Annotated in this window: 22 protein-coding genes and 1 pseudogene; 17 read left to right on the top strand and 6 right to left on the bottom strand. The window is 72.6% G+C overall.

Annotation, left to right across the window (positions count from 1 at the left end; all coding sequences use genetic code 11):
* The first annotated feature begins 19 nt into the window (after positions 1–19).
* The 5 genes from ACGFI1_RS22425 (at position 20) to ACGFI1_RS22405 (ending at position 3,833) form a co-directional block, all read left to right on the top strand.
* Positions 20–1,174, top strand: coding sequence for an LCP family protein (locus ACGFI1_RS22425; protein ID WP_392787478.1), 1,155 nt, complete (start codon positions 20–22; stop codon positions 1,172–1,174).
* Between the two features lie 65 nt (positions 1,175–1,239).
* Positions 1,240–2,160 (top strand): proline dehydrogenase family protein, encoded by a 921-nt coding sequence (locus ACGFI1_RS22420; protein WP_392787475.1) that lies wholly within the window; start codon positions 1,240–1,242, stop codon positions 2,158–2,160.
* Between the two features lie 90 nt (positions 2,161–2,250).
* Positions 2,251–3,045: a pyrroline-5-carboxylate reductase gene (gene proC, locus ACGFI1_RS22415; protein ID WP_138635335.1), complete on the top strand. Its 795-nt coding sequence runs from the start codon at positions 2,251–2,253 to the stop codon at positions 3,043–3,045.
* A gap of 94 nt (positions 3,046–3,139) precedes the next feature.
* Positions 3,140–3,574, top strand: a complete 435-nt coding sequence (locus tag ACGFI1_RS22410) for a hypothetical protein (RefSeq protein WP_392787473.1) — start codon at positions 3,140–3,142, stop codon at positions 3,572–3,574.
* 97 nt (positions 3,575–3,671) lie between these two features.
* A complete protein-coding gene (locus ACGFI1_RS22405; RefSeq protein ID WP_386874617.1) occupies positions 3,672–3,833 on the top strand; it encodes a hypothetical protein in 162 nt (53 codons plus the stop codon).
* Here ACGFI1_RS22405 and ACGFI1_RS22400 read toward each other — a convergent pair.
* Positions 3,830–4,675, bottom strand: coding sequence for an alpha/beta hydrolase (locus ACGFI1_RS22400; protein ID WP_392787470.1), 846 nt, complete (start codon positions 4,673–4,675; stop codon positions 3,830–3,832). The two genes, ACGFI1_RS22405 and ACGFI1_RS22400, sit on opposite strands and share 4 nt — an antisense overlap.
* A 300-nt stretch (positions 4,676–4,975) precedes the next feature.
* On the opposite strand from ACGFI1_RS22400, the gene ACGFI1_RS22395 reads away from it, so the two are divergent.
* The 6 genes from ACGFI1_RS22395 (at position 4,976) to ACGFI1_RS22370 (ending at position 10,282) form a co-directional block, all read left to right on the top strand.
* Entirely contained in the window at positions 4,976–6,190 is a 1,215-nt protein-coding gene (locus ACGFI1_RS22395) for an acetoin utilization protein AcuC (protein WP_364551689.1), read from the top strand.
* 11 nt (positions 6,191–6,201) lie between these two features.
* On the top strand, positions 6,202–7,059 hold the full coding sequence (locus ACGFI1_RS22390) for a phosphatase (protein ID WP_392787467.1): 858 nt from the start codon (positions 6,202–6,204) through the stop codon (positions 7,057–7,059).
* 350 nt (positions 7,060–7,409) lie between these two features.
* The gene (locus ACGFI1_RS22385) at positions 7,410–7,613 is read left to right on the top strand and encodes a helix-turn-helix domain-containing protein (RefSeq protein WP_021591693.1); all 204 of its coding nucleotides are present in this window, start codon (positions 7,410–7,412) and stop codon (positions 7,611–7,613) included.
* Between the two features lie 542 nt (positions 7,614–8,155).
* A complete protein-coding gene (locus ACGFI1_RS22380; RefSeq protein WP_018654693.1) occupies positions 8,156–8,254 on the top strand; it encodes a 30S ribosomal protein bS22 in 99 nt (32 codons plus the stop codon).
* Positions 8,255–8,301: 47 nt separating this feature from the next.
* On the top strand, positions 8,302–9,297 hold the full coding sequence (locus tag ACGFI1_RS22375; RefSeq protein WP_138635340.1) for an NAD-dependent epimerase/dehydratase family protein: 996 nt from the start codon (positions 8,302–8,304) through the stop codon (positions 9,295–9,297).
* Positions 9,298–9,310: 13 nt separating this feature from the next.
* Positions 9,311–10,282 carry a lysophospholipid acyltransferase family protein gene (locus ACGFI1_RS22370; protein ID WP_386874615.1) on the top strand — a complete coding sequence of 324 codons (972 nt, stop codon included), beginning with the start codon at positions 9,311–9,313 and terminating at the stop codon, positions 10,280–10,282.
* A gap of 32 nt (positions 10,283–10,314) precedes the next feature.
* Here ACGFI1_RS22370 and ACGFI1_RS22365 read toward each other — a convergent pair.
* Positions 10,315–11,163: pseudogene (locus ACGFI1_RS22365) on the bottom strand (RNA polymerase sigma-70 factor); the annotation flags it as partial.
* A gap of 144 nt (positions 11,164–11,307) precedes the next feature.
* Here ACGFI1_RS22365 and ACGFI1_RS22360 point away from each other — a divergent pair.
* Together ACGFI1_RS22360 and ACGFI1_RS22355 are read left to right on the top strand one after the other, a co-directional pair.
* Positions 11,308–12,456: a low temperature requirement protein A gene (locus tag ACGFI1_RS22360; RefSeq protein ID WP_392787462.1), complete on the top strand. Its 1,149-nt coding sequence runs from the start codon at positions 11,308–11,310 to the stop codon at positions 12,454–12,456.
* A 41-nt stretch (positions 12,457–12,497) separates the two neighbouring features.
* Positions 12,498–13,652 (top strand): cytochrome P450, encoded by a 1,155-nt coding sequence (locus tag ACGFI1_RS22355; RefSeq protein ID WP_392787459.1) that lies wholly within the window; start codon positions 12,498–12,500, stop codon positions 13,650–13,652.
* Between the two features lie 8 nt (positions 13,653–13,660).
* Here ACGFI1_RS22355 and ACGFI1_RS22350 read toward each other — a convergent pair whose 3' ends face one another.
* Positions 13,661–14,548 carry a hypothetical protein gene (locus tag ACGFI1_RS22350; RefSeq protein WP_386874612.1) on the bottom strand — a complete coding sequence of 296 codons (888 nt, stop codon included), beginning with the start codon at positions 14,546–14,548 and terminating at the stop codon, positions 13,661–13,663.
* Between the two features lie 144 nt (positions 14,549–14,692).
* On the opposite strand from ACGFI1_RS22350, the gene ACGFI1_RS22345 reads away from it, so the two are divergent.
* The 4 genes from ACGFI1_RS22345 to ACGFI1_RS22330 all read left to right on the top strand — a co-directional run bounded on the left by ACGFI1_RS22345 (position 14,693) and on the right by ACGFI1_RS22330 (position 17,962).
* A complete protein-coding gene (locus tag ACGFI1_RS22345) occupies positions 14,693–15,280 on the top strand; it encodes a hypothetical protein (protein WP_392787456.1) in 588 nt (195 codons plus the stop codon).
* Entirely contained in the window at positions 15,270–16,226 is a 957-nt protein-coding gene (gene pip / locus ACGFI1_RS22340) for a prolyl aminopeptidase (RefSeq protein WP_387075407.1), read from the top strand. Before ACGFI1_RS22345 ends, pip begins: the two co-directional genes overlap by 11 nt.
* Before the next feature lie 337 nt (positions 16,227–16,563).
* Positions 16,564–17,421, top strand: coding sequence for an NBR1-Ig-like domain-containing protein (locus ACGFI1_RS22335; RefSeq protein ID WP_392787453.1), 858 nt, complete (start codon positions 16,564–16,566; stop codon positions 17,419–17,421).
* A gap of 130 nt (positions 17,422–17,551) precedes the next feature.
* A complete protein-coding gene (locus tag ACGFI1_RS22330) occupies positions 17,552–17,962 on the top strand; it encodes a hypothetical protein (protein ID WP_386874608.1) in 411 nt (136 codons plus the stop codon).
* Between the two features lie 236 nt (positions 17,963–18,198).
* Here the strand turns inward: ACGFI1_RS22330 and ACGFI1_RS22325 are convergent, their stop codons facing one another.
* The 3 genes from ACGFI1_RS22325 to ACGFI1_RS22315 form a co-directional block, all read right to left on the bottom strand.
* Positions 18,199–18,609, bottom strand: coding sequence for an RNHCP domain-containing protein (locus ACGFI1_RS22325; protein WP_138635347.1), 411 nt, complete (start codon positions 18,607–18,609; stop codon positions 18,199–18,201).
* Between the two features lies 1 nt (position 18,610).
* A complete protein-coding gene (locus tag ACGFI1_RS22320) occupies positions 18,611–18,946 on the bottom strand; it encodes an RNHCP domain-containing protein (protein WP_176200462.1) in 336 nt (111 codons plus the stop codon).
* Positions 18,947–19,159: 213 nt separating this feature from the next.
* Positions 19,160–20,179 (bottom strand): aminotransferase class V-fold PLP-dependent enzyme, encoded by a 1,020-nt coding sequence (locus ACGFI1_RS22315; protein ID WP_392787451.1) that lies wholly within the window; start codon positions 20,177–20,179, stop codon positions 19,160–19,162.
* Between the last annotated feature and the right edge of the window lie 67 nt (positions 20,180–20,246).

The raw sequence follows: 20,246 nt of genomic DNA, 5'->3' as shown, positions 1-20,246 counted from the left end.
TGCTGATAGCTTCTGCGCCATGACCGCGCCAGAACATCCCGGGTCGCACGGGCCCCACGCAGCGCCGCCCGCGCCGCGGGGCGAGGGTGCGCCGCCGCAGGCGGGCAACGGCGAGAGCGACGACGCGTTCTGGGCCGGCCAGGACGGCACGGAGCGCAAGCGCAAGCGGCGGTGGCCGCGCGTCCTGATCGCCGTGGGCGTGTTCTTCGCGCTGCTGGCGGCCGGGATCGCCGGCCTCGCGTGGCAGCGCCAGTCGTCCTACCTCGGCAACATCGACCGGGCCAAGGGCGTCATGCCGGGCGAGGGCGCGAACCGGCCGGGGCCGAACGTGGAGGGCACCGAGAACTGGCTGCTCGTCGGGTCCGACTCGCGCGAGGAGGGCGCCACGACCGGGGAGGGCGGCGACGTCTGGAAGCCGGGGCAGCAGCGCACTGACACGATCATGCTGCTGCACCTGCCGGCGGACCGGAAGAAGGCGTACATCGTCTCGTTCCCGCGCGACTCGTGGGTCGAGATCCCCGGCTACGGCAAGCAGAAGATCAACGCGGCGTTCTCGTACGGCGGGCCGAAGCTGCTGATCGAGACGATGGAGAGCCTCACCGGCATCCGGATCGACCACTACGGCGCGATCGACTTCGAGGGCTTCAAGACGATGACGGACGCGCTCGGCGGCGTCACCGTCAACATCAAGCAGAAGGTGTACGACCCGGCCCGCAAGAAGGCGTGGGAGGCGGGCCCGCAGAAGCTGAACGGCGAGGAGGCGCTGCTGTTCGTCCGGCAGCGCTACAACCTGCCGAACGGCGACTTCGACCGGATCAAGCGGCAGCAGGCGTTCCTCGGCGCCCTCGCCAGGCAGGCCACCGACCGCGGCACGCTCACCAACCCCCTCAAGATGGACCGGTTCCTGTCCGCGCTCACCAAGTCGATCAGCGTGGACGAGGGCGTGTCGGGCGGCCACCTGCGGTCGCTGGTGCTGAGCATGCGGAACGTCCGGGCGTCGGACGTGAAGTTCATGACGCTGCCGTTCAAGGGCACCGGGACGCGCGCCAAGCAGAGCGTCGTGCTGCTGGACGGGGCCAAGTCGAAGCAGCTGTTCGAAGCGGTCAAGACCGCCCGCATGGCCGATTACGTGCGGCAGCACGGGGGCGGGAACAACCTCGGCACCGTGTCGTGATCGCCGGGCGGCCGCGGGCTTAACCTGGGACGCGGAGGCACGGACGAGAACCGGGGGTGCGCAGAGTGCTTCGTCAGGCGTTGCTCGCCGCGTCGCGCAGTGGCGGCGCGCGCAGGGTGGTGGAGACCGCGCCGTTCACCGGCGACGTAGTCCGGCGCTTCATCGCGGGCGAGACGATCGAGGACGCGGCGCGCGTCACCGAGCGGTTGACCGGCGAGGGCCTGCTCGTCACCCTGGACGTCCTGGGCGAGTACACGCACGACAAGGGCCGCGCCGAGGTGAACGTCCAGCGCTACGTCGAGCTGCTGGAACGGCTGGGCGACGCGGCTCTCGGCGTACGTGCCGAGGTGTCGATGAAGCTGTCCGCCGTCGGGCAGACCCTTGACGAAGACCTTGCCTTGGAGAACGCCAGGCGCGTCTGCGCGGCCGCACAGGACGCCGGTACGACGGTGACGCTCGACATGGAAGAGCACACCACCGTCGACTCGACTCTCCGGATCATCCATGAACTGCGGCGCGACTTCCCGGACGTGGGCGCCGTCATCCAGTCGTATCTGCGGCGGGCAGAGGAGCACTGCGCGGAACTGGCCTACGAGGGGTCGCGCGTAAGGCTGTGCAAGGGCGCGTACGCGGCCCCTGCGGCGGTGGCCTTCACTGACAAGGAAGAGATCGACAAGTCGTACGTCCGCTGTATGAAGGTCTTGATGGCGGGCAAGGGCTACCCGATGCTCGCCAGCCACGACCCCCGGCTCATCGAGATCGCCGAGGCGCTGTCGGTGCTGCACGACCGCGACCCGGGCACGTTCGAGTACCAGATGCTCTACGGCGTGCGCTCGCAGGAGCAGCGCCGGTTGGCCGCGCAGGGCGCGCAGGTGCGCGTCTACGTCGCCTACGGGCCCGAGTGGTACGAGTACTTCATGCGCCGCCTGGCGGAACGTCCCGCGAACCTCCGCCTCTTCGTGCGGTCCTTCACCAGGCGGTCCTGACCCGGCTCGCCGGGCGGTCCTGACCGGTCCGCGGCGCGGGCGCGCCGCTAGGCTGGACCGGTCGTTACGTCCCCACGTCAAGGTTTGCCGATGATCGCGATTCTGGGTGCCGGGAAGATGGGCGAGGCGCTGCTGTCCGGGGTGCTCCGGGCCGGCCGCCGCCCGTCCGAGCTGATGGCGACCGCGCGCCGGGAGGAGCGCGGCGCGCTGCTGCGCGAGCGCTACGGCGTGGCGGTCGTGCCGAACGCGGAGGCGGCCGCGACGGCGGAGACGCTGATCCTCGCGGTGAAGCCGCAGGACATGGGCGCCCTGCTGGAGGAGATCGGCGGGCACGTCCCGGCCGGCCGGCTGGTGATCTCGATGGCGGCGGGCATCACCACCGGGTTCATCGAGGCCCGGCTGCCGGAGGGCGTCCCGGTCGTCCGCGTCATGTCGAACACGCCGGTGCACGTGGACGAGGCGATGAGCGTGATCTCGCCCGGCTCGCACGCGGCGGAGGAGCACCTGAAGCTGGCCGAGGAGCTGCTGTCCCCGGTCGGGAAGGTGCTGCGCATCCCCGAGTCGCTGCAGGACGGCGCGACGGCCCTGTCCGGCAGCGGCCCCGCGTACTTCTACTACCTGGTCGAGGCGATGGTGGACGCCGGCATCCTGCTCGGCATGCCGCGTGCCGCCGCGCTGGAGATGGTGATCCAGTCGGCGGTCGGCGCGGCGGTGATGCTGCGCGACTCCGGCGAGCACCCGGTGCTGCTGCGCGAGGCGGTCACCTCCCCGGGCGGGACGACGATCTCGGCGATCCGGGAGCTGGAGCGGCACGGGGTCCGCGCCGCGGTGCTGGAGGCCATCGAGGCGGCCCGCAACCGGGGCCGCGAGCTCGCGAGCGGCTGAGGACGGCCGCCTCCGGGCCCCTTCGGCGGCTTTCTCATGAAAAGTTCATCTTTGAACATTGAGCCGGCCCCGGGGGTGCGCTCGTGTTAGGGGTATGGGACTCATACTCCGCCTGATCGTCGCCGCCGGGCTGGCGGCCGACGCCGTCGTGCACTGGATGTTCGCGCCCGACATGGCCTACGTCGAGGGCGGGTCCCTCGGCGGCGACGACCTCTTCCGGATCCAGGCGGCGGTCGCCGCCGTGGCCGCCGTCATCGTCCTCACCTACGCGTCCCGCTGGGCGTACGCGCTGGCGTTCCTCGTCGCGGCGAGCGCGGCCGGCGCCGTCGTCCTCTACTACTACGTCGACCTCGGGCCGGTCGGCCCGCTGCCCGACATGCATGAGCCCGTCTGGTACCTCGACAAGACGATCAGCCTGGTGGGGGAGGCGGGCGCCGCGCTCGCCGCGCTGGCCGGGTTCTTCGTGGCGGGCGGCCGACGCCGGCCGGAGGAGGAGGCCCTGGAGCGCGAGTCCGCGGGCCGCTTCTAGCCCGGCCGCTCCGGACGATCAAGATCGTCGTTTTCGCCGCGACGCCGCCCCCGCCCGGTTACCCTCCAATTGATCTTGGAACTCGGGGGAGAACAGGATGGAACAGCGGCGCGAACGTCCGGCCGGGACGCCGATCCCGGCGTCCGCCCTGCACAGGGCACTGCTGAAGGCTCGTGTCCCGCGCTTCATGGCCGACCACGCGGCGGCGCTCCTCGCCGGGCTCACCCGGCGCGGCGGTCGGCGGGACGGCCGCGACTAGGCGGCCTTCGTGCGGCCCTTCGACCGGCCGGTGACGGACTGGATGAAGCGGGCCGCGTCGGTCATCGCCTCGCCGGCCTCGGGCAGGACGCGGTTCAGGATCTGGAAGACGTGCATCTGGCCGTTCCAGACCTGGAGTTCGCAGTCCCCGCCGGCGTTGCGCAGGGCGTCGGCGAACGCCTCGGCCTCGGTGCGCAGCACCTCGGCGCCGCCGACCTGGATGAGGACGGGCGGCATGTCGGTCCAGGCGCAGGTGAGCAGGGCGAGCCGCGGGTCGTCGAAGCCGGCCGGGCCCACCACGAGCCGCGCGATCCGGCGCGCCGACGCGGCGCTGATGTAGGGGTCGCGGGCGCGTTCCTGCGCCTGGATGGACAGCTCGCAGGTCAGGTCCACCCAGGGCGAGAACAGCGCGATGCCGGCGGGGTTCGGCAGGTCGAGCCGGCAGATCTCCCCGGCGAGCACGGCAGCGAGGTGGCCGCCGGCCGAGTCGCCCGCGATGACGATGCGGGACGCGGGCACGCCCCGCGCGAGCAGCCACCGGTAGGCGGCGACGGCGTCCTCCAGCGGCGCCGGGAACGGATGCTCGGGGGCAAGCCGGTACCGCAGCGCGAGGACGGGCAGCCCGGTGTCGTGCGCGAGCCGCGACGTCATCGGCCGGTGGGTGCGCGGCGAGCAGGCCACGTAGCCGCCGCCGTGCAGGTAGAGCACGGCTCCGCGGGGCCGCCTGCTCTTCGCGGCGGCGTCCCGAGGGGCGACCCACTCGCCTCTGACCTGGCGCTCCTCGCCGTCCTCGTCCTGCCGCTCGTCCAGTCCCTCGATCCGCACACCGGGGTGGGGCCGCATCAGTAATGAGGCGGCGTCCACGGTGGAACGGGCGGTCCGGAGCCCAGTGGTGTGGCCGGGGAGGTACTGCAGGAGAGGCCGGACGCCCAGGCGCAGAGCGCTGCTGATCGCTCGGCTGCGAACGCTCGGGCTGTCCATGGACCCCCCTTTGATGTTTTCGTGTCGTGTGATCGGTATGCCCGTTTTTGGCGGGTAACTCACGTCACAGTGCCGGAACCGGGCCGGGGCGCCCGGCGGGCGTCCCGGCGGACGCCCGGACATGTGAGCCAGGCCACGTGATGCTCGCGATACCGTGAGGTCATGAGCGGTCCCGATTCGTCCCCATCCTCCGATCCCGAGAACTGCGGGCTGGCGGTCTTCTGGGACGAGCGGCTCATCTCCTACGACTTCGGTCCCGGGCACCCCATGAACCCCGTGCGCGTCGAGCTGACGATGGCGCTGGCGCGCGAACTCGGCGTCCTGGACCGTCCCAACGTGCGGGTGTCGCCGTTCGAGGCGGCCGACGACAAGCTGCTGCGGCTCGTCCACGAGGAGTCCTACATCGCGGCGGTCAAGCACGCCGGCGCGACCGGGCTGCCGGACGGGCGGCACGGGCTCGGCACCACCGACAACCCGATCTTCCTCGGCATGCACGACGCGTCCGCCCTGGTCGCGGGCGCCTCGGTCGCCGCCGCCGAGGCCGTGTGGACGGGCGCGGCCGAGCACGGCGCCAACATCTCCGGCGGCCTGCACCACGCGCTCCCCGGCGCCGCCAGCGGCTTCTGCGTCTACAACGACCCGGCGATCGCGATCGCGTGGCTGCTGGAGAACGGCGCCGAGCGGGTCGCCTACGTCGACATCGACGTCCACCACGGCGACGGCGTCCAGGCCGCGTTCTACGACGACCCGCGGGTGCTGACGATCAGCCTGCACGAGTCGCCGCGCACGCTGTTCCCCGGCACCGGCTTCCCGGACGAGACGGGCGCCGAGGGCACGGCCGTCAACATCTCGCTGCCGCCCGGCACCGGCGACCGGCCGTGGCTGCGCGCGTTCGACGCGATCGTCCCGCCGCTGCTGCGCCGGTTCCGGCCCGACGTCCTCGTCACCCAGCAGGGCGCCGACGGGCACGCGCTCGACCCGCTCGCGCACCTGATCCTCAGCGTGGACGGGCAGCGGACGGCCTACGAGCGGCTGCACCGGCTGGCGCACGAGACCGCCGGCGGCCGCTGGGTGCTCACCGGTGGCGGCGGCTACGAGCTGGTCCAGGTCGTCCCGCGCGCGTGGACGCACCTGCTCGCCGAGGCGGCGGGCGGGCGGATCCCGCCGGACACCGCGACCCCGGAGACGTGGCGCGACTTCGTCCGGCTGCGGACCGACGAGATAGCCCCGCGCCGGATGACGGACGGGACCGACGTGGTGGAGTACGGCAGGTGGGGGGACGGCTACGACCCGGCGAACCCGGTCGACCAGGCGATCCTGGCGACGCGGCGGGCGGTCTTCCCCGAGCACGGCCTCGACCCGATGACCGACGAGTGAGGCCGACGACCATGGAGACGGCACCGAGCCGGGGCGAGCTGCGCGCCCACCTCGTCCGGACGATGATCGCCGGCGAGGTGGCGACGCCGCGCCAGAACAACCTGCTGCACTACCGGCGGATGGCCGCCGGGAACCCGTACTACCAGTTCGGCCTGGAGCTGAAGCCGTCGTGGACGGAGCGGACCGTGCTGGAGATGATGGTCGAGCGCTGCGGCGTCGACCCCGACCCGGCGCACCTGTTCGGGGACGACACCATCGACCCCGACATCACGATCGACATGCTGGAGGCGATGGGCGAGCGCATCGGCCTCGCCGCCCGCCGGCGGGAGAACGTGGTCGTCGCGACGGGCCATCCGGCGACGCTGACGCCGCTGTACCAGGCGGTCGCCCGGGCGCTGGCGGCGGCGGGCTGCCGGGTGCTGACGCCCGCGGCCGGCTGGACGTACGAGATCGAGACCGGGTACGGCGGTTCGGACCTGCGGCGCATTGTGTACGCCGAACCGGGCGTCGCGATGCTGGAGGGCGACGACCGGCGGACGCACCACACGCACGACCCGCACCCGATGGAGGCCATGCTCCGGGAGCTCTCCTCCGGGGCCGCCCCTAGCGCTTCCGCGGGTCCTGCGGAAGCTAAACCTGATATCTGGCCGGATCTGGCCATCGCCGATCACGGCTGGGCCGGCGCGGCCGGCCAGGCGGGCATCGACACCGTGGGGTTCGCGGACTGTAACGACCCGGCGCTGTTCGCCGGCGCCGCCGAAGGCAAGATCGACGTGGTCGTGCCGCTCGACGACGGCGTCTCCCCGCACCACTACGCGCCGCTGACCGCCTACATCCTTGATCGCGCCGGCCTTCTCCCGTCGGCCTGAGTCCCCTTACCGCCGGGCTGGACGGGGCTGGCGCCCGCTTCACCTGTCACGCGGTGTGACAGGGCGGCCGTAGCGGGGCGCATGGGCTTGCGCGGCGCCATCGGTGACTGCGGAACCGCAGGTCAAAGCGTGGTCCTGGTTGACAACCGTTCGTCGCGACACGGTCAGTGCCGTCGCGTCCACGCTGCGTGCGGGAGCAGCACTGTCACCCGGGGGTCAGGTCGGGGACGGAAATGTGCGGAACTCCCCTCTTGCGACTCCCGATACGCGATTTACGCTGGAGAAGTACACGTGCGTGATCAAAGTCACCCGAAGGGCCGGTGCGCGGCACGTGTGGAAGAGGGCGTCCGATGACCTCAGGCGAGCGACCTCTGAGCGAGGTCAGGTTCCTGACCGTGGCCGAAGTGGCGGCGGTGATGCGGGTGTCCAAGATGACCGTCTACCGCCTCGTCCACTCGGGCGAGCTTCCCGCGATCCGCGTGGGCCGCTCGTTCCGGGTTCCCGAGCAGGCCGTCCACGACTACCTGCGCGACGCGTACATCGAAGCCGGATAGCGGGTAAGGGCGGGGCATGAGCCACGACCCCGCCGCGAACTCGACACCCGGCCGCGCAGGGGGCGTCGGGGCGATCCTCGCGGATCGTCCCGGAGCTGGGGAAGCAGGACGAGGACCGGCCGGCGGCCGCACCGCGGCCACCGGAGCCGGCGTCCGGGGAACGGGGGCGAGCAGCCCCCGCGCTCCGCGATCCGGCGAGACGGTCCGGACACCGAGCGGGACGGGCGGCAGGTCCGCCCGCCCCGGCGGAACGGTGCCCGGCGCCGTGCGACGCGCGGTGCCGGACGCCGCGGTCGCCACGTCACGCACGCGACACGTTCGACACGTGTCATGTGTGCGGGAGAACGGGGCGCCGGCGTGCGCCGCGGCGGGGCCGACGGGACCGGTCCCGGGCATCGCGGCCCGCGCCGCGGGTGGGGTGCGGCATGATCTCCATCTGTTCGGCGGTACCCTTGGGCGGCGGACCGTGCGCGCTCACCGAGCCATGCTCGCTTGCGGCGCGGTCGCCTCCTGCACAATCCCGATACGCCGAGCGAGGTCCCGTGGGCTCTGTCATCAAGAAGCGTCGCAAGCGCATGGCGAAGAAGAAGCACCGCAAGCTGCTGAAGAAGACGCGCATCCAGCGCCGCAACAAGAAGTGATCACACCGGCAGCTCAGCCGTAAGGGGTGGGGCGCACAGTGTCCTCCATGCCCACCGCCGCGGCCCGTGTCGTCCTCGTCACGGGCGTGTCCCGTTTCCTGGGGGCGCGGGTCGCGAACGCGCTCCAGGCGGACCCGGGCATCGAGCGCGTCATCGGCGTGGACACGGTGCCGCCCACCGAGGGCCTCGGGCGCACCGAGTTCGTCCGCGTGGACATCCGCACGCCCGGCATCGCGAAGATCATCGCGTCCGCCGGGGTGGACACCGTGGTGCACCTCAACCTGGTGACCTCCTCCTCCGCCTCCCGGGCGAAGGCCAAAGAGCTCAACATCATCGGCACGATGCAGCTGCTCGCGGCGTGCCAGCGCTCGCCCGACATGCGCAAGCTCGTCGTGCGGTCCTCGGCCGCCGTGTACGGGTCGTCGCCGATGGACCCGGCCGTGTTCACCGAGCGGGACGAGCCCGCCGAGCCGCCGCGGTCCGGCTACGCCAAGGACGCGGTCGAGGTGGAGGGCTACGTCCGGGGGCTGATGCGGCGCCGCTCCGACCTGACCGTGTCGGTGCTGCGGTTCGCGAACTTCCTCGGCCCCGGCGTCGACTCGCCGCTCACCCGGTACCTGCACCTGCCGGTCGTCCCGACCGTGCTCGGGTTCGACCCGCGGCTGCAGTTCGTCCACGAGGACGACGGCGTCGAGGTGCTGCGCCGCATGACCACCGAGGACCACCCCGGCTGCTTCAACGTCGCCGGGGAAGGGGTGCTGCTGCTGTCCCAGGCGCTCCGCCGGGCCGGGCGGCCGTACCTGCCGGTCCCGTCGCCGTCCATCTCGGTGCTCGGCGACATGGGGCGCCGCTTCGCCGGCCTGTCCGGGTTCTCGCCCGAACTGCTGCGCTGGCTGACCTACGGCCGGGTCATCGACGTCACCGCCCTGGAGACCGAGCTGGCGTGGCGTCCCAAGTACAGCTCCGAGGCCGCGTTCGCCGACTTCGCCGCCGCGCAGGGCCTCGGCCACGGCCGCCTCACGCATCTGCTCGGACGCGCCTGAAAGGGAGGCCCGGATGATGAACGCCCGCCACCTGGACGACGACGAGGGCGCGCAGGTCATCCCCCTCGACACCGGCCGCCGCGACACCGGCGACGGGCCGGCGGGCGGGACGGCCGACGGAGCGGCCGGCGGGGCGGACGCCGGCTCCGGCGGGAACCCGCTGGAGCGCGGCATCACGTCCGGGCTGGCGTTCCTGCGCCGCCGGCTCGCCGGCGAGTACGAGGTGGACGAGTTCGGCTTCGACCCCGACTTCAACTCCACCGTCCTGCTGCCCTTCGCGCGCGCCCTGTACGAGCACTGGTTCCGCGTCGAACTGGTCGGCCTCGACAACGTCCCGGAAGGCGGTGCCCTGCTCGTCGCCAACCACTCGGGCACCGTCCCGGTCGACGCGCTGATGCTGTCGGTCGCGCTGCACGACAACGTCGACCGCTGCGTCCGCCTCCTCGGCGCCGACCTCGTCTACCAGATCCCGGTGCTCGGGCACCTGGCCCGCAAGGCGGGGCACACCCTCGCCTGCCAGGCCGACGCGGCGCGCCTCCTCGCCAAGGGCGAGCTCGTCGGCGTCTTCCCGGAGGGCTTCAAGGGCGTCGGCAAGCCGTTCAGCGAGCGGTACAAGCTGCAGCGCTTCGGCCGCGGCGGCTTCGTCGGGACCGCGCTGCGCGCCGGCGTGCCCATCGTGCCCTGCGCCATCGTCGGCGCGGAGGAGACCTACCCCAAGATCGCCGACCTGCGGCCGCTGGCGCGGCTGCTCGGGCTGCCGTACTTCCCGATCACACCGACGTTCCCGCTGCTCGGGCCCGGCGGGCTGGTCCCGCTGCCGTCCAAGTGGGTGATCCAGTTCGGCCCGCCGATGGCGCTGGACGAGTACGGTCCGGACGCCGCCGACGACCCGATGACGGTCTTCGAGATCACCGACCATGTCCGCGAGAAGATCCAGCACATGCTGTACGAGGCGCTGCTGCACCGCGGCCCCGCGTTCCTGTAGCCAGGGCCGCGGCCGGGGTCAGCCGACCGGGATCAGCCGACCGCGAACCCGTGGAGCTTGCCCGGGTTCAGCACCCACAGCAGCCGGTCGACGCCCGCGTCCGACGCGCTGATCGCCAGCAGCGCGAACGGGTCGCCGTCCCGCGACACGAGCGCCGCCGGGCGGCCGTTCGCCTCGACCCACGCGACCGTCGCGCCCGGCCAGAACCGGGGCGCGAACGCCACGACGAACTTCGCGACCCGCGCGCGTCCGGCCACCGGGATCCGCGAGGCGCCGCGCACCGCGCCGCCGCCGTCGCTGTAGCTGACCGCGTCCTCGGCGAGCAGTTCCTCCAGCGCGCCGAGGTCGCCGGTGCGGGCCGCCGCGATGAACGTCTCCAGCAGCCGCCGGTGCTCGGTCCGGCTCACCGGGGTGCGGCGCTCCGCCGCGATCCGCCGCCGCGCCCGGCTGGCGAGCTGCCGCGCGTTCGCCTCCGTCACCCGCAGGATCGCCGCGATCTCGGCGAACGGGTAGTCGAACGACTCGCGCAGCACGTACGCCGCCCGCTCCGGCGGGGACAGCCGCTCCAGCAGCAGCAGGACGGCCAACTCCACGTCCGCGGCCTGCTCGGCGCCCGCCTCCGGGCCGCCGCCGGTGTCCACGGGCTCGGGCAGCCACGGGCCCACATAGTGCTCGCGCCGCTTCCGCGCGGACCGCACCACGTTGATCGCCAGCCGGGTCGCCACCGTCACCAGGAACGCGGCCGGGTCGCGCACGTCCGCGCGCTCCACCGTCTGCCAGCGGAGCCAGGTCTCCTGGACGACGTCCTCCGCCTCGGTGGCGCTGCCGAGCATCTGGTAGGCGATGCCGAACAGCCGGGGCCGCATCTCCGCGAACACCGACGCGGCGTCGTCGAGCGAATCGTCCGTGGTGGTCCCCTCCGCCGCTCCGGCCCCGACCGCCCCAGTTTATTTCGCCCGGCTCCGGGAGCACGCCCGGCCCGCTCGATCCCCGGCGGGAGCGGGCCGCCGCTCTAGGGTGAGCGGATGCCGTCGATCCGCACCCGGATGGTTCCGCGCGACCTGGCCGAACCGCACCGCGCGTCCAGCCCGCTGGAACTGCTCTTCGACCTGACCTTCGTCGCCGCCGTCTCCCAGGCCGCCGGACGGCTCGCCCACGCGATCGGGGAGGGGCACACGGGGGACGCCGTCGCGCCGTTCCTCGCCGTGTTCTTCGCCATCTGGTGGGCGTGGATGAACTTCACCTGGTTCGCGTCCGCGTACGACACCGACGACGTCCCCTATCGGGTCATGACGTTCGTGCAGATGGCGGGCGTCCTGCTCCTCGCGGCCGGGGTGCCCGCCGCGTTCGACGGCGACTTCGCCACGGTCACCTTCGGGTACCTCCTCATGCGGGTCGGCCTGGTCGGCCTGTGGCTGCGCGCCGCCGCCGCCCACCCCGAGGGGCGCGCGACGGCGCTGCGCTACGCCGGAGGCGTCTCGCTCGTCCAGGTGCTGTGGGTGTCCCGGCTCGCGCTGCCGGACGGCGGGCCGTGGTGGGTGTTCCTCTTCCTCGTCCTGCTCGACCTGTCCGTGCCGCCCATCGCCGAGCGCAGCGGCATGACGACCTGGCACCCGCACCACATCGCCGAACGGTACGGGCTGTTCACGATCATCCTGCTCGGCGAGAGCGTCCTCGCCGCGACGAACGCCGTGCAGGACGTCGTCGCGCACGGCCTGCACGCCGACCTCGTCACGATCGCGCTGGCGGGCCTCGCCATCCTGTTCACGCTCTGGTGGATCTACTTCTCCGAACCCGCCGGCGAGGGGCTCGCGGCCCGCCGCGACTGGTGCTTCGTCTGGGGCTACGGCCACTACCTGATCTTCGCGGCGCTGGCCGCGCTCGGCGCCGGGCTGGAGGTCGCGGTCGCCTCGGCCGGGGAGGCGCACGTGGACGAGCGGACCGCGGTCGCCGCCGTCGCCGTCCCGATCGCCGTGGTCCTCGTCATGCTGTGGGCCCTGCACGCGCCCATGCGGCGGACCGTCCTGCGGCCCGAGCTCATCGGGATCACGGCGGTCCTCGTCCTCCTCACCGCGTTCGCCGCCCCCGGCATCGGCGTCGCCGGCGGCGTCATCATGATCGCGGCCCTGCTCGTCCTGCTGCTGGCCGCCACCCTGGCGCGGCGCGCACAATGAGGAGTCCGCGCATGATCGAGCGGCCCTGAGTTGGAGGCGCCATGGACGTCCCGTTCGACCCGTTCGCCGGTCCGGGACCGGCCGGGCAGGCCCATCCGCGCCTGGACGAGCTGCGCGAGGCGCATCCGGCGTTCCGCAGCACCGCCGGGCGGGGCTTCTGGGTGCTGACCCGCTACGACGACGTCCTCACCGCGTTACAGGACCCGGCGACGTTCTCCAGCCGCGCGATCGCCGTCACCGACCCGAACCCGCCGTACCAGTGGATCCCGGTCATGCTGGACCCGCCGCTCCACACGACCTGGCGGCGCCTGCTCCGCCCGTTCTTCACCCCGGTGGCCGCCGCCGCGCTCCGCGACCGCATCACCCGGCACTGCGCCGGCCTGATCGACGGCCTCGTCGCCAAGGGCTCCTGCGACTTCGTCACCGACTTCGCCCGGCTGTATCCGACGACCATCTTCCTGGAGCTGATCGGCCTCCCGATCGAGCGGTTCGAGGAGTTCCTGGCCTGGGAGTACGCCATCCTGCACGCGCCGCCGTCCAGCGGCGGGCGGGCCGCGGCCATGGCGGAGGTGGCCGCGTGCTTCACCGAACTGATCGCCGACCGCCGGGCGCACCCCCGCGACGACCTGGTCAGCGCCGCGACCTCCTTCACCGTCGACGGGCGTCCCGTCACCGACGAGGAGCTGCTGCAACTGTGCACGCTGCTGTTCCTCGCCGGGCTCGACACCGTCGCGGCGCAGCTGTCCTACATCTTCTGGCACCTGGCCGGGAACGACGCCGACCGGGCCCGCGTCACCGCCGACCCGGACGCCGTCCCCGACATGATCGAGGAGATGCTCCGCGCCTACGCCATCGTCCTGCCGGCGCGCAAGCTCACCCGCGACGTCGAGCTGCACGGCTGCCCGATGAAGGCCGGGGACATGGTCATGCTCCCGCTCGCGATGGCGAACCGCGACCCCCGCGCCGTGCCCGCCGCGCCGTCGTCGGTCGACCTGGACCGTCCCCCGACCCGCCACCTGGCCTTCGGCGCCGGCCCGCACCGCTGCCTCGGCACCCACCTCGCGCGCCTCGAACTGCAGGTCGCGCTGACCGAGTGGCACGCCCGGATCCCCGACTACCGGATCACGCCCGGGGAGCGTCCGCTCGAACACGCCAGCCTCGTCCTCGGGCTGGACACGCTGCCGCTGAGCTGGTGAGGCCCGCCTCAGTAGGGGAAGTCCTCCGCCTCGTCGACGTAGCGGGCGAGCCACGGCGCCACGTTCGGGCGGGGGAACGCCTCCAGGTCGTTGAGGTAGTGCTCGGGCGCGAGGAGCTGGTCGTCGGGGAACGGGCCGTCGCCGTAGTCGTAGCTCACGGTCGCCTCGCCGCGGTCGGTGACGGTCAGCACCAGCCGCCACCAGGGCCCGGCGGGCATCTCCGCCGCGGCGAGCCGCTGCTCGCGGACCAGCACGGCGACCGGCTCCGGCACCGGCGCGACGACCGTCCGCCGGCGGGACGTGAACCGGAGATGGGCGATCTCGGCGGACACCGTGAACGCGAACTCCGCGCGCAGCCACTCCCATCCCGGCGGCCCCAGCATGGCCAGTTCCTGCACGATCGGCTCGATCAGCCGCGCGGCCCGCGCCGCCTCCGCGCCGCCGGCGCCCGCGGCGCCGCCCGGCTCGGGGCCGACGACGGTGAACTCGCCGGCGGCCGGCCCGTCCTGGTCGCCGTCCTGCTCCAGCCAGCGCACGAACTCGGCCATGTACTCGTCGGCGTCGAGCCCGGCGCGCGGGGGCCACGTGTCACGCGGGGGCCGGGGGTCGTTCCCGGACTGGACGGCGCGCTCCCGCGCGGTGAACTCGTCCTGCGCGACCTGCGGCGGCACCGACGACGACACCTCCTCGACGCGGCCGGAGTCGCCCACCAGGAACACCGACCGCCCCACCGGGATGTCGAGGAACGCCATCGGGTCGCTCTCGTCGACCTCCACCGGCGCGTACACGCTCCAGCCCGCCGCGAAACGGTCCGCCGCCAATCCGGTCGTGGGGTAATCCAGGCCGCGCGAGCGGATCCATTCCACCACGAGGGAAATCGCTTGCGCGGCGTCCATTCGTCCGGCCTCCTGCGTGTCGTTCAGGTCACCCTATGTGGTGAGCCGGTCGCACGGAAGCGGCCCGGCGACACCGGAGCGCGGAGGCGCATCTCACAGCGCGGGCCCTTTCCCGGTGCGGCACGGAAGGACCATTCTGAACCGATGGAGGCGACCATCGCCGGTGACCACATCCTTTTCCAGCGGTACGGCTTTCGGGGGGCCACGGTCCACCCCGCCGGGATGATCACGCGTGAGCGGATCCGCGACGCCGACTGGAAGGCCATGCGTCCCGAGATCCGGACGACCTCCGGCGAGACCCTGTTCCTCTCCTGGCGGCAGCAGGCCGAGCTTGAACGGTTCTGCGGCCGCAACGGCGTCGTGAGGAGATTTCGCTTCGACGTCTGGGGAGATCTCCTCGAACCGTTCCTCGACACCCGCTTCGAGCCCGAACAGGAACGCGCGACCCTCGCCCGATTGGGCGGCGCCGGATTCTCCTCGCGGGAGGTCGCCGAGATCCGGCGGCGCCTCACTCCGCTGATGCACGCCTACAACTTCGACGCCATGGTGTGGGAGTGGGCCTATCTCGGCCTGTTCGACCTCCTCAACGCCGCGAATGCGCCCGTCGTCGACCAGGGCATCCGGGACGGGCTTGGTGAACCGGCGGCGTTCTACGACTGGACAATGGCGATCGCCGACCGGCCGCGTTCGTCCGAACTCGGAATCGAGGGAAGCGAAGCAGATGCATCCTGAGCGCGCGCCGTACGAGACGGGAATGCTCGATGTCGGTGACGGCGAGCGGGTGTACTGGGAGGTCTGCGGCAATCCCCGGGGCAAGCCGGCGCTGGTCGTCCACGGCGGTCCCGGGTCGGGGTGCGGCCCGGGCATGCGCCGCTTCTTCGACCCGGAGCGCTACCGCGTCGTCCTGTTCGACCAGCGCGGCTGCGGGCGCAGCACCCCGCACGCGAGCGACCCGGAGACGGGCCTGGAGCTCAATACCACCTGGCATCTTGTCGCCGACATGGAACGGCTCCGCGAGCACCTCGGCATCGACCGCTGGCTGCTGTACGGCGGTTCGTGGGGCTCGACGCTGCTGCTCGCCTACGCGGAGGAGTACCCGGAGCGCGTGTCGGAGATCGTCATCGCGAGCGTCACCACCACGCGGCGGTCGGAGATCGACTGGCTCTACCGGGGCGTCGGGCGCTTCTTCCCCGAGCAGTGGGAGCGGTTCGCCGCGCGCGCACCCGGTGCCCGGACCGGCGGCGAGATCACCGCCGCCTACGCGCGCCTGATGGAGCATCCCGATGCCTTCATGCGGGAGCAGATCGCGGCCGACTGGTGCGCCTGGGAGGACGCCGTCCTGTCCGGGGAGACGAAGGGCGCGGCGAACCCGTACGGCGATCGCCCGCCGGCGGCGCGGTTGGCGCTGGTGCGCATCTGTGCCCACTACTTCTCGCACGGCGCGTGGCTGGACGAGGGGGTGCTGCTGCGGAAGGCGAACCGGCTGGCGGGCATTCCGGGCATGCTCGTCCACGGGCGGCTGGACATGGGCGGGCCTCTCGGCACGGCCTGGGAGCTCAGCCGGGCCTGGCCCGGCTCGGAACTGATCGTCGTGGAGGACGCGGGCCATCTGGGGAGCGCGGCGGTGCGCGGCCATGTCGTCAGGGCTCTCGACGCCTTCGCGGCGGGAGCGGCGTGACCCCCGGGGACGCGTTTTAGCCGGAACCGGCCACGGCTGCGAGGTTTGAGCAAGGGGGCCGCGGGTGAAGCGCGGGGGTCCGCCGGTGGCGCGGCTGCGTGACCTGGGGGCGTCAGCGCGTCCTGACAGCGCTTTCACCGGCGGCGACATACCGGCGTTGGTCCACTGAAAATTGCGATGGTTGCGCCGGGAATAGGACTTCTGCAAGATCATGGCTGGTGTACTCCGCGCGTCCGGGAAACCGCGGCGCGCGGCGGGACCTCCGTCACCGATCGCCTCCGGTCAGCGGACGGCAGGACTGGAGCAAGCCTTGCCCGAGGGCGCCAGCTCAACGCCGGTGGAAGCAAAGCGAGAGCGGCAGGAACGGTTCGCCAGGGACCTGCGGGCCCTGCGCGCCGCCGCGGGCAACCCGTCGTTCCGCACCATGGCCGGCAAGTCGGGCACCGTCAGCCACACGACGCTGCACGAGGCGGCGAAGGGCATCCGCTTCCCGAGCTGGCTGACGACGAAGGCGTTCGTCGAGGTGTGCGGCGGCGACGTCGAGGAGTGGCGCGCCCGCTGGTCCGCCGCCCTCGGCACCGAGGAGGCCCCCGAGGCCGAGGCCGGCGTCACGGAGCCGGTAGCGGACGCGGAAGACCCGGACGAGCACCGGGACATCGTCGAGGTGCCGGGTGACGGCCCCGGGAGGCCGGTGCGCAGGTACGTCGTTGTCGGTGCGGCCTGCTGCGGGCTGCTGATCGCCGGGGCGGCGTCCTGGTACCTGCGGCAGGCCGACGATGACGTGCGTCCCGGGACGCGCGCCACCGAGGCCCGGGAGACGCCGCCGCCCAGCCCTCTCATCAGCGGCGACAGGAGCACGTTCGTCCGCGACGTCACCATTCCCGATGGGACGTCGGTGAAAGTCGGCCGGCGGTTCGTCAAGACGTGGGAGATCAAGAACAGCGGGACCGCGCAATGGCACGGGCGATTCCTGCAAAGGGCGGATCTGCCGGCTGACAACGGAACCTGCTCAACGCCCGGAAAGGTCCGGGTCCCCGACACCGCGCCCGGAAAGCGAGTGCGGATCAGCGTCCCCGTCGTCGCGCCGAGCCGTCCGGGCTCCTGCTGGGTCGGCTGGAAGATGGTGGACGGCCGCGGACAGCAGTTCCTTCCCGGCGCCAGACCCATCTACTTCGTGGTCAACGTCGTCGAGTAGCCGGTACGCCCGGCCAGGGCTGTCAGACAATGTCACGCCTTGTCAGGTGCCATACCGGACAACACCGCCCACTGCGAGTCTGGCGCCGTCCGCGCTCGAACGGACCCCGAACAGAAGGGCGATCGACGTCATGAACCTCGCCAAGACGGCCCTGGCCGGCCTCCTCGCCGTGCCCGCGGTCGTGGGAATTCCCGCCGTCGCCAACGCCGAATCCGCGCCCGGCTGCTCCGGCACCGTGCAGATCGGCAGCACCGCGCACATTTACTCCGGCGGCCAGACCTTCGCCTCGGTGAAGCAGTTCAAGGGCTGCGGAAAGAACTGGTCCTACGTGTACGTGTGGGAGGGCTACCGCAATTCGCACAGCTCCTGGAACGCGTGCGCCGCCGTCGGCGACAACAACACCAGGACGCTCGAAGGCACCCAGTGCCGGACCAAGACCAAGGAGGTCTGGTCGCTCGGCACCAACACCCTCGCGCACTGCACGCAGGCGATCGGCTGGATCCCGAACGGCGCGTCCGCCAAGACCAGCGAGCGCTGCTGAGAAGAGGAGCGCGGGGGGGGGGGGGGGGGGGGGGGGGGGGGGGGGCGGGGGGGGGGGGGGGCGGGGGGGGGGGGGGGGGGGGGGGGGGGGGGGGGGGGGGGGGGGGGGGGGGGGGGGCGGGGCGGGGGGCCCGCGCCCCCCCCCCCCCCCCCCCCCCCCCCCCCCCCCCCCGGCCGCGGCCCGGCCCCCCCCGGGCGGGGGGGGGCCCCGCCCCCCCCCCCCCCCCCCCCCGCGCTTCACAGGGTGAGCATCGTGCGGGTGGCGATGGCCCCGTCCTGGAGCGGTTTCAGGGCCAGGCGCATCAGGACCAGCACGTTGTCGTCACCGGCGATGCGGTTGGCGCTGACCTTCTCGCAGGTCTGGCACTGATGGATGATCATCCACTCGCCGTCGGAGCGCGCGGACAGCGTCAGCGGCTCCATCCGCCGGCGGCACGCGGACGCCCGGTCGCCCGGAACGCGGTGGTCCACGTGCAGGCTGACCAGGCAGTTCGGGCAGTGGTTGCGGTGGGCGCTGCCCGGCGCGTCCAGGGACACGTCGAGCCGGCACCCCACGCAGCGGAAGGCGCCGGCGCGCCCGCCCTCGATGTGCAGGACGTCCTTGTGCCGCTGGGGCCGCCGCCCCCGCGGGCTCTTTCGCCGCGGCATGTCAGAACGACCCGAACGGTTCGAGCGGGAACGGCGGCTGCGCCAGCGGGCGCACCGCCATGCGCATGAGAATGAGTTGGTTGTCGTCCGAGCACACCGGGTTGGACGTGAGCAGGTCGCAGCCCACGCAGCGATGGATCACCATCCAGTCGCCGGTGCGGAGCACCGCGATGGCGATGGGCATCATGCGCGAGCGGCAGTCGCTCCGGCCGCCTTCGATGTGGTCGGTGACGTGCTCTGAGTGCAGGCACGCAGGGCAGTGGTTGCGGCGCGTACCGTCAGACGCGCGGACGGTGACGGTCAGACCGCATTTGATGCAGAGAAAGGTGTCGGACACCCGGATGCTCCTTGCTGAGAGTCGTCAAAAGACAGCAAGAGGCGGCCGAGCGGTCTCGGCGAACGGCTACGGAATGCGCCGAGTAACGCTCGGCACGGGCCGGGTCATAAACCCTCTTCCTAAGGCACAAGGCCAGGTACATGCGATCTGGTCGGCTCACCAGCGTAGACACCGCCCCACGCCGCACGCGACTGGTTTTCTCGGCCCTCCGTGTCAGGTCAGCGCTGCGATGGCGGTGTCAACGTCGGCTTCCGTTGTGTAGAGGTGGAAGGCCAGGCGTGCCGCGCCGTTGCGGACAGAGGCCCGGATGCCCGCCGCCGCGAGCCGCTCGGCCGCGTCCGGGCGGGTGACGGTGGCGATCGCGCTGTCGCCGGGCGGCAGGCCGAGGCCGCTCCGGAACCGGTTGGCCATCCGCAGGTCATGGTCGTGGATCGGGCCTACGCCGATCTCCAGCAGCAGCTCCAATGTCGGGGCGGCCGCGACGTAGGAGAACCAGGGCGCGGCGATGTCGAATCGGCGGGCGTCCTCGGCCAGCCGCAGCGGCGGGCCGTACGAGGCGTCGCTGTCACCGGCGTACCAGTTGGCGGCGAGCGGCCGGATGCGGTCGCGCACGGCCGGGCTCACATAGCAGAAGGCGGTGCCGCGCGGGCACATCAGCCATTTGTAGGCCGAGACGGCGAGGACGTCGAAGGACGTCGCGTCGACCGGGAGCCAGCCGACCGCCTGGGTGGCGTCGGCGACCACGAGCGCGCCGTGCGCGCGTGCCGCGGCGACGACCTCGGCCGCCGCGGCGACCTCGCCCGTCGCGGACTGGACGAGGCTGAAGGCGACCGCGTCGGTGCGCTCGTCGATCGCGCGGGGCAGGTCGGCGGGCGGCACCGTGTGCACGTCGAGGTCATGCACCAGCCAGGGGAACAGGTTCGAGGTCTGTTCGATGTCGGGGACGACGACCCGCGAACCGGGCGGCAGCGAGGCCGCGACCGGGGCCAGTACCTGCGAGGCGGAGGCGCCCACGGCCACGTCGCCGGGCGCGACGCCGACCAGGCGCGCGAACGCGGTGCGCGCCCGACCGGTGGACCGGTCCCATTTGTCCCAGCCGTTGGCCCCGCGGCGCCACTCGGCCAGCGCGCTCTGCAGCGCATCGAACGCGGGCGCCGGCGGTACGCCGTAGCTCGCGGTGTTCAGCCATCCCGGCTCCAGGTCCCACAGATGTACCGCGTCAGCCAGATTCACCCTGGTGAGCCTAAAAGGGGGCAGAGCGGCAGCCCGCAGTGGGTGCGCGGGCGAGTGACCCGGCGCT

The sequence above is a fragment of the Actinomadura geliboluensis genome (assembly GCF_043197915.1).
Taxonomy (GTDB): domain Bacteria; phylum Actinomycetota; class Actinomycetes; order Streptosporangiales; family Streptosporangiaceae; genus Spirillospora; species Spirillospora geliboluensis.
Note: the sequence above shows the minus strand (reverse complement) of the source record. Positions and strands in the feature narration are given on the sequence as shown.

What these genes read in the sequence shown, in the direction of transcription:
- ACGFI1_RS22425 (WP_392787478.1), top strand. Translation starts at nt 20, where the DNA reads ATGACCGCGCCAGAACATCCCGGGTCGCACGGGCCCCACGCAGCGCCG.
- proC (WP_138635335.1), top strand. Translation starts at nt 2,251, where the DNA reads ATGATCGCGATTCTGGGTGCCGGGAAGATGGGCGAGGCGCTGCTGTCC.
- ACGFI1_RS22410 (WP_392787473.1), top strand. Translation starts at nt 3,140, where the DNA reads ATGGGACTCATACTCCGCCTGATCGTCGCCGCCGGGCTGGCGGCCGAC.
- ACGFI1_RS22405 (WP_386874617.1), top strand. Translation starts at nt 3,672, where the DNA reads ATGGAACAGCGGCGCGAACGTCCGGCCGGGACGCCGATCCCGGCGTCC.
- ACGFI1_RS22400 (WP_392787470.1), bottom strand. Translation starts at nt 4,675, where the DNA reads ATGCGGCCCCACCCCGGTGTGCGGATCGAGGGACTGGACGAGCGGCAG.
- ACGFI1_RS22395 (WP_364551689.1), top strand. Translation starts at nt 4,976, where the DNA reads ATGAGCGGTCCCGATTCGTCCCCATCCTCCGATCCCGAGAACTGCGGG.
- ACGFI1_RS22390 (WP_392787467.1), top strand. Translation starts at nt 6,202, where the DNA reads ATGGAGACGGCACCGAGCCGGGGCGAGCTGCGCGCCCACCTCGTCCGG.
- ACGFI1_RS22385 (WP_021591693.1), top strand. Translation starts at nt 7,410, where the DNA reads ATGACCTCAGGCGAGCGACCTCTGAGCGAGGTCAGGTTCCTGACCGTG.
- ACGFI1_RS22375 (WP_138635340.1), top strand. Translation starts at nt 8,302, where the DNA reads ATGCCCACCGCCGCGGCCCGTGTCGTCCTCGTCACGGGCGTGTCCCGT.
- ACGFI1_RS22370 (WP_386874615.1), top strand. Translation starts at nt 9,311, where the DNA reads ATGATGAACGCCCGCCACCTGGACGACGACGAGGGCGCGCAGGTCATC.
- ACGFI1_RS22360 (WP_392787462.1), top strand. Translation starts at nt 11,308, where the DNA reads ATGCCGTCGATCCGCACCCGGATGGTTCCGCGCGACCTGGCCGAACCG.
- ACGFI1_RS22355 (WP_392787459.1), top strand. Translation starts at nt 12,498, where the DNA reads ATGGACGTCCCGTTCGACCCGTTCGCCGGTCCGGGACCGGCCGGGCAG.
- ACGFI1_RS22350 (WP_386874612.1), bottom strand. Translation starts at nt 14,548, where the DNA reads ATGGACGCCGCGCAAGCGATTTCCCTCGTGGTGGAATGGATCCGCTCG.
- ACGFI1_RS22345 (WP_392787456.1), top strand. Translation starts at nt 14,693, where the DNA reads ATGGAGGCGACCATCGCCGGTGACCACATCCTTTTCCAGCGGTACGGC.
- pip (WP_387075407.1), top strand. Translation starts at nt 15,270, where the DNA reads ATGCATCCTGAGCGCGCGCCGTACGAGACGGGAATGCTCGATGTCGGT.
- ACGFI1_RS22330 (WP_386874608.1), top strand. Translation starts at nt 17,552, where the DNA reads ATGAACCTCGCCAAGACGGCCCTGGCCGGCCTCCTCGCCGTGCCCGCG.
- ACGFI1_RS22325 (WP_138635347.1), bottom strand. Translation starts at nt 18,609, where the DNA reads ATGCCGCGGCGAAAGAGCCCGCGGGGGCGGCGGCCCCAGCGGCACAAG.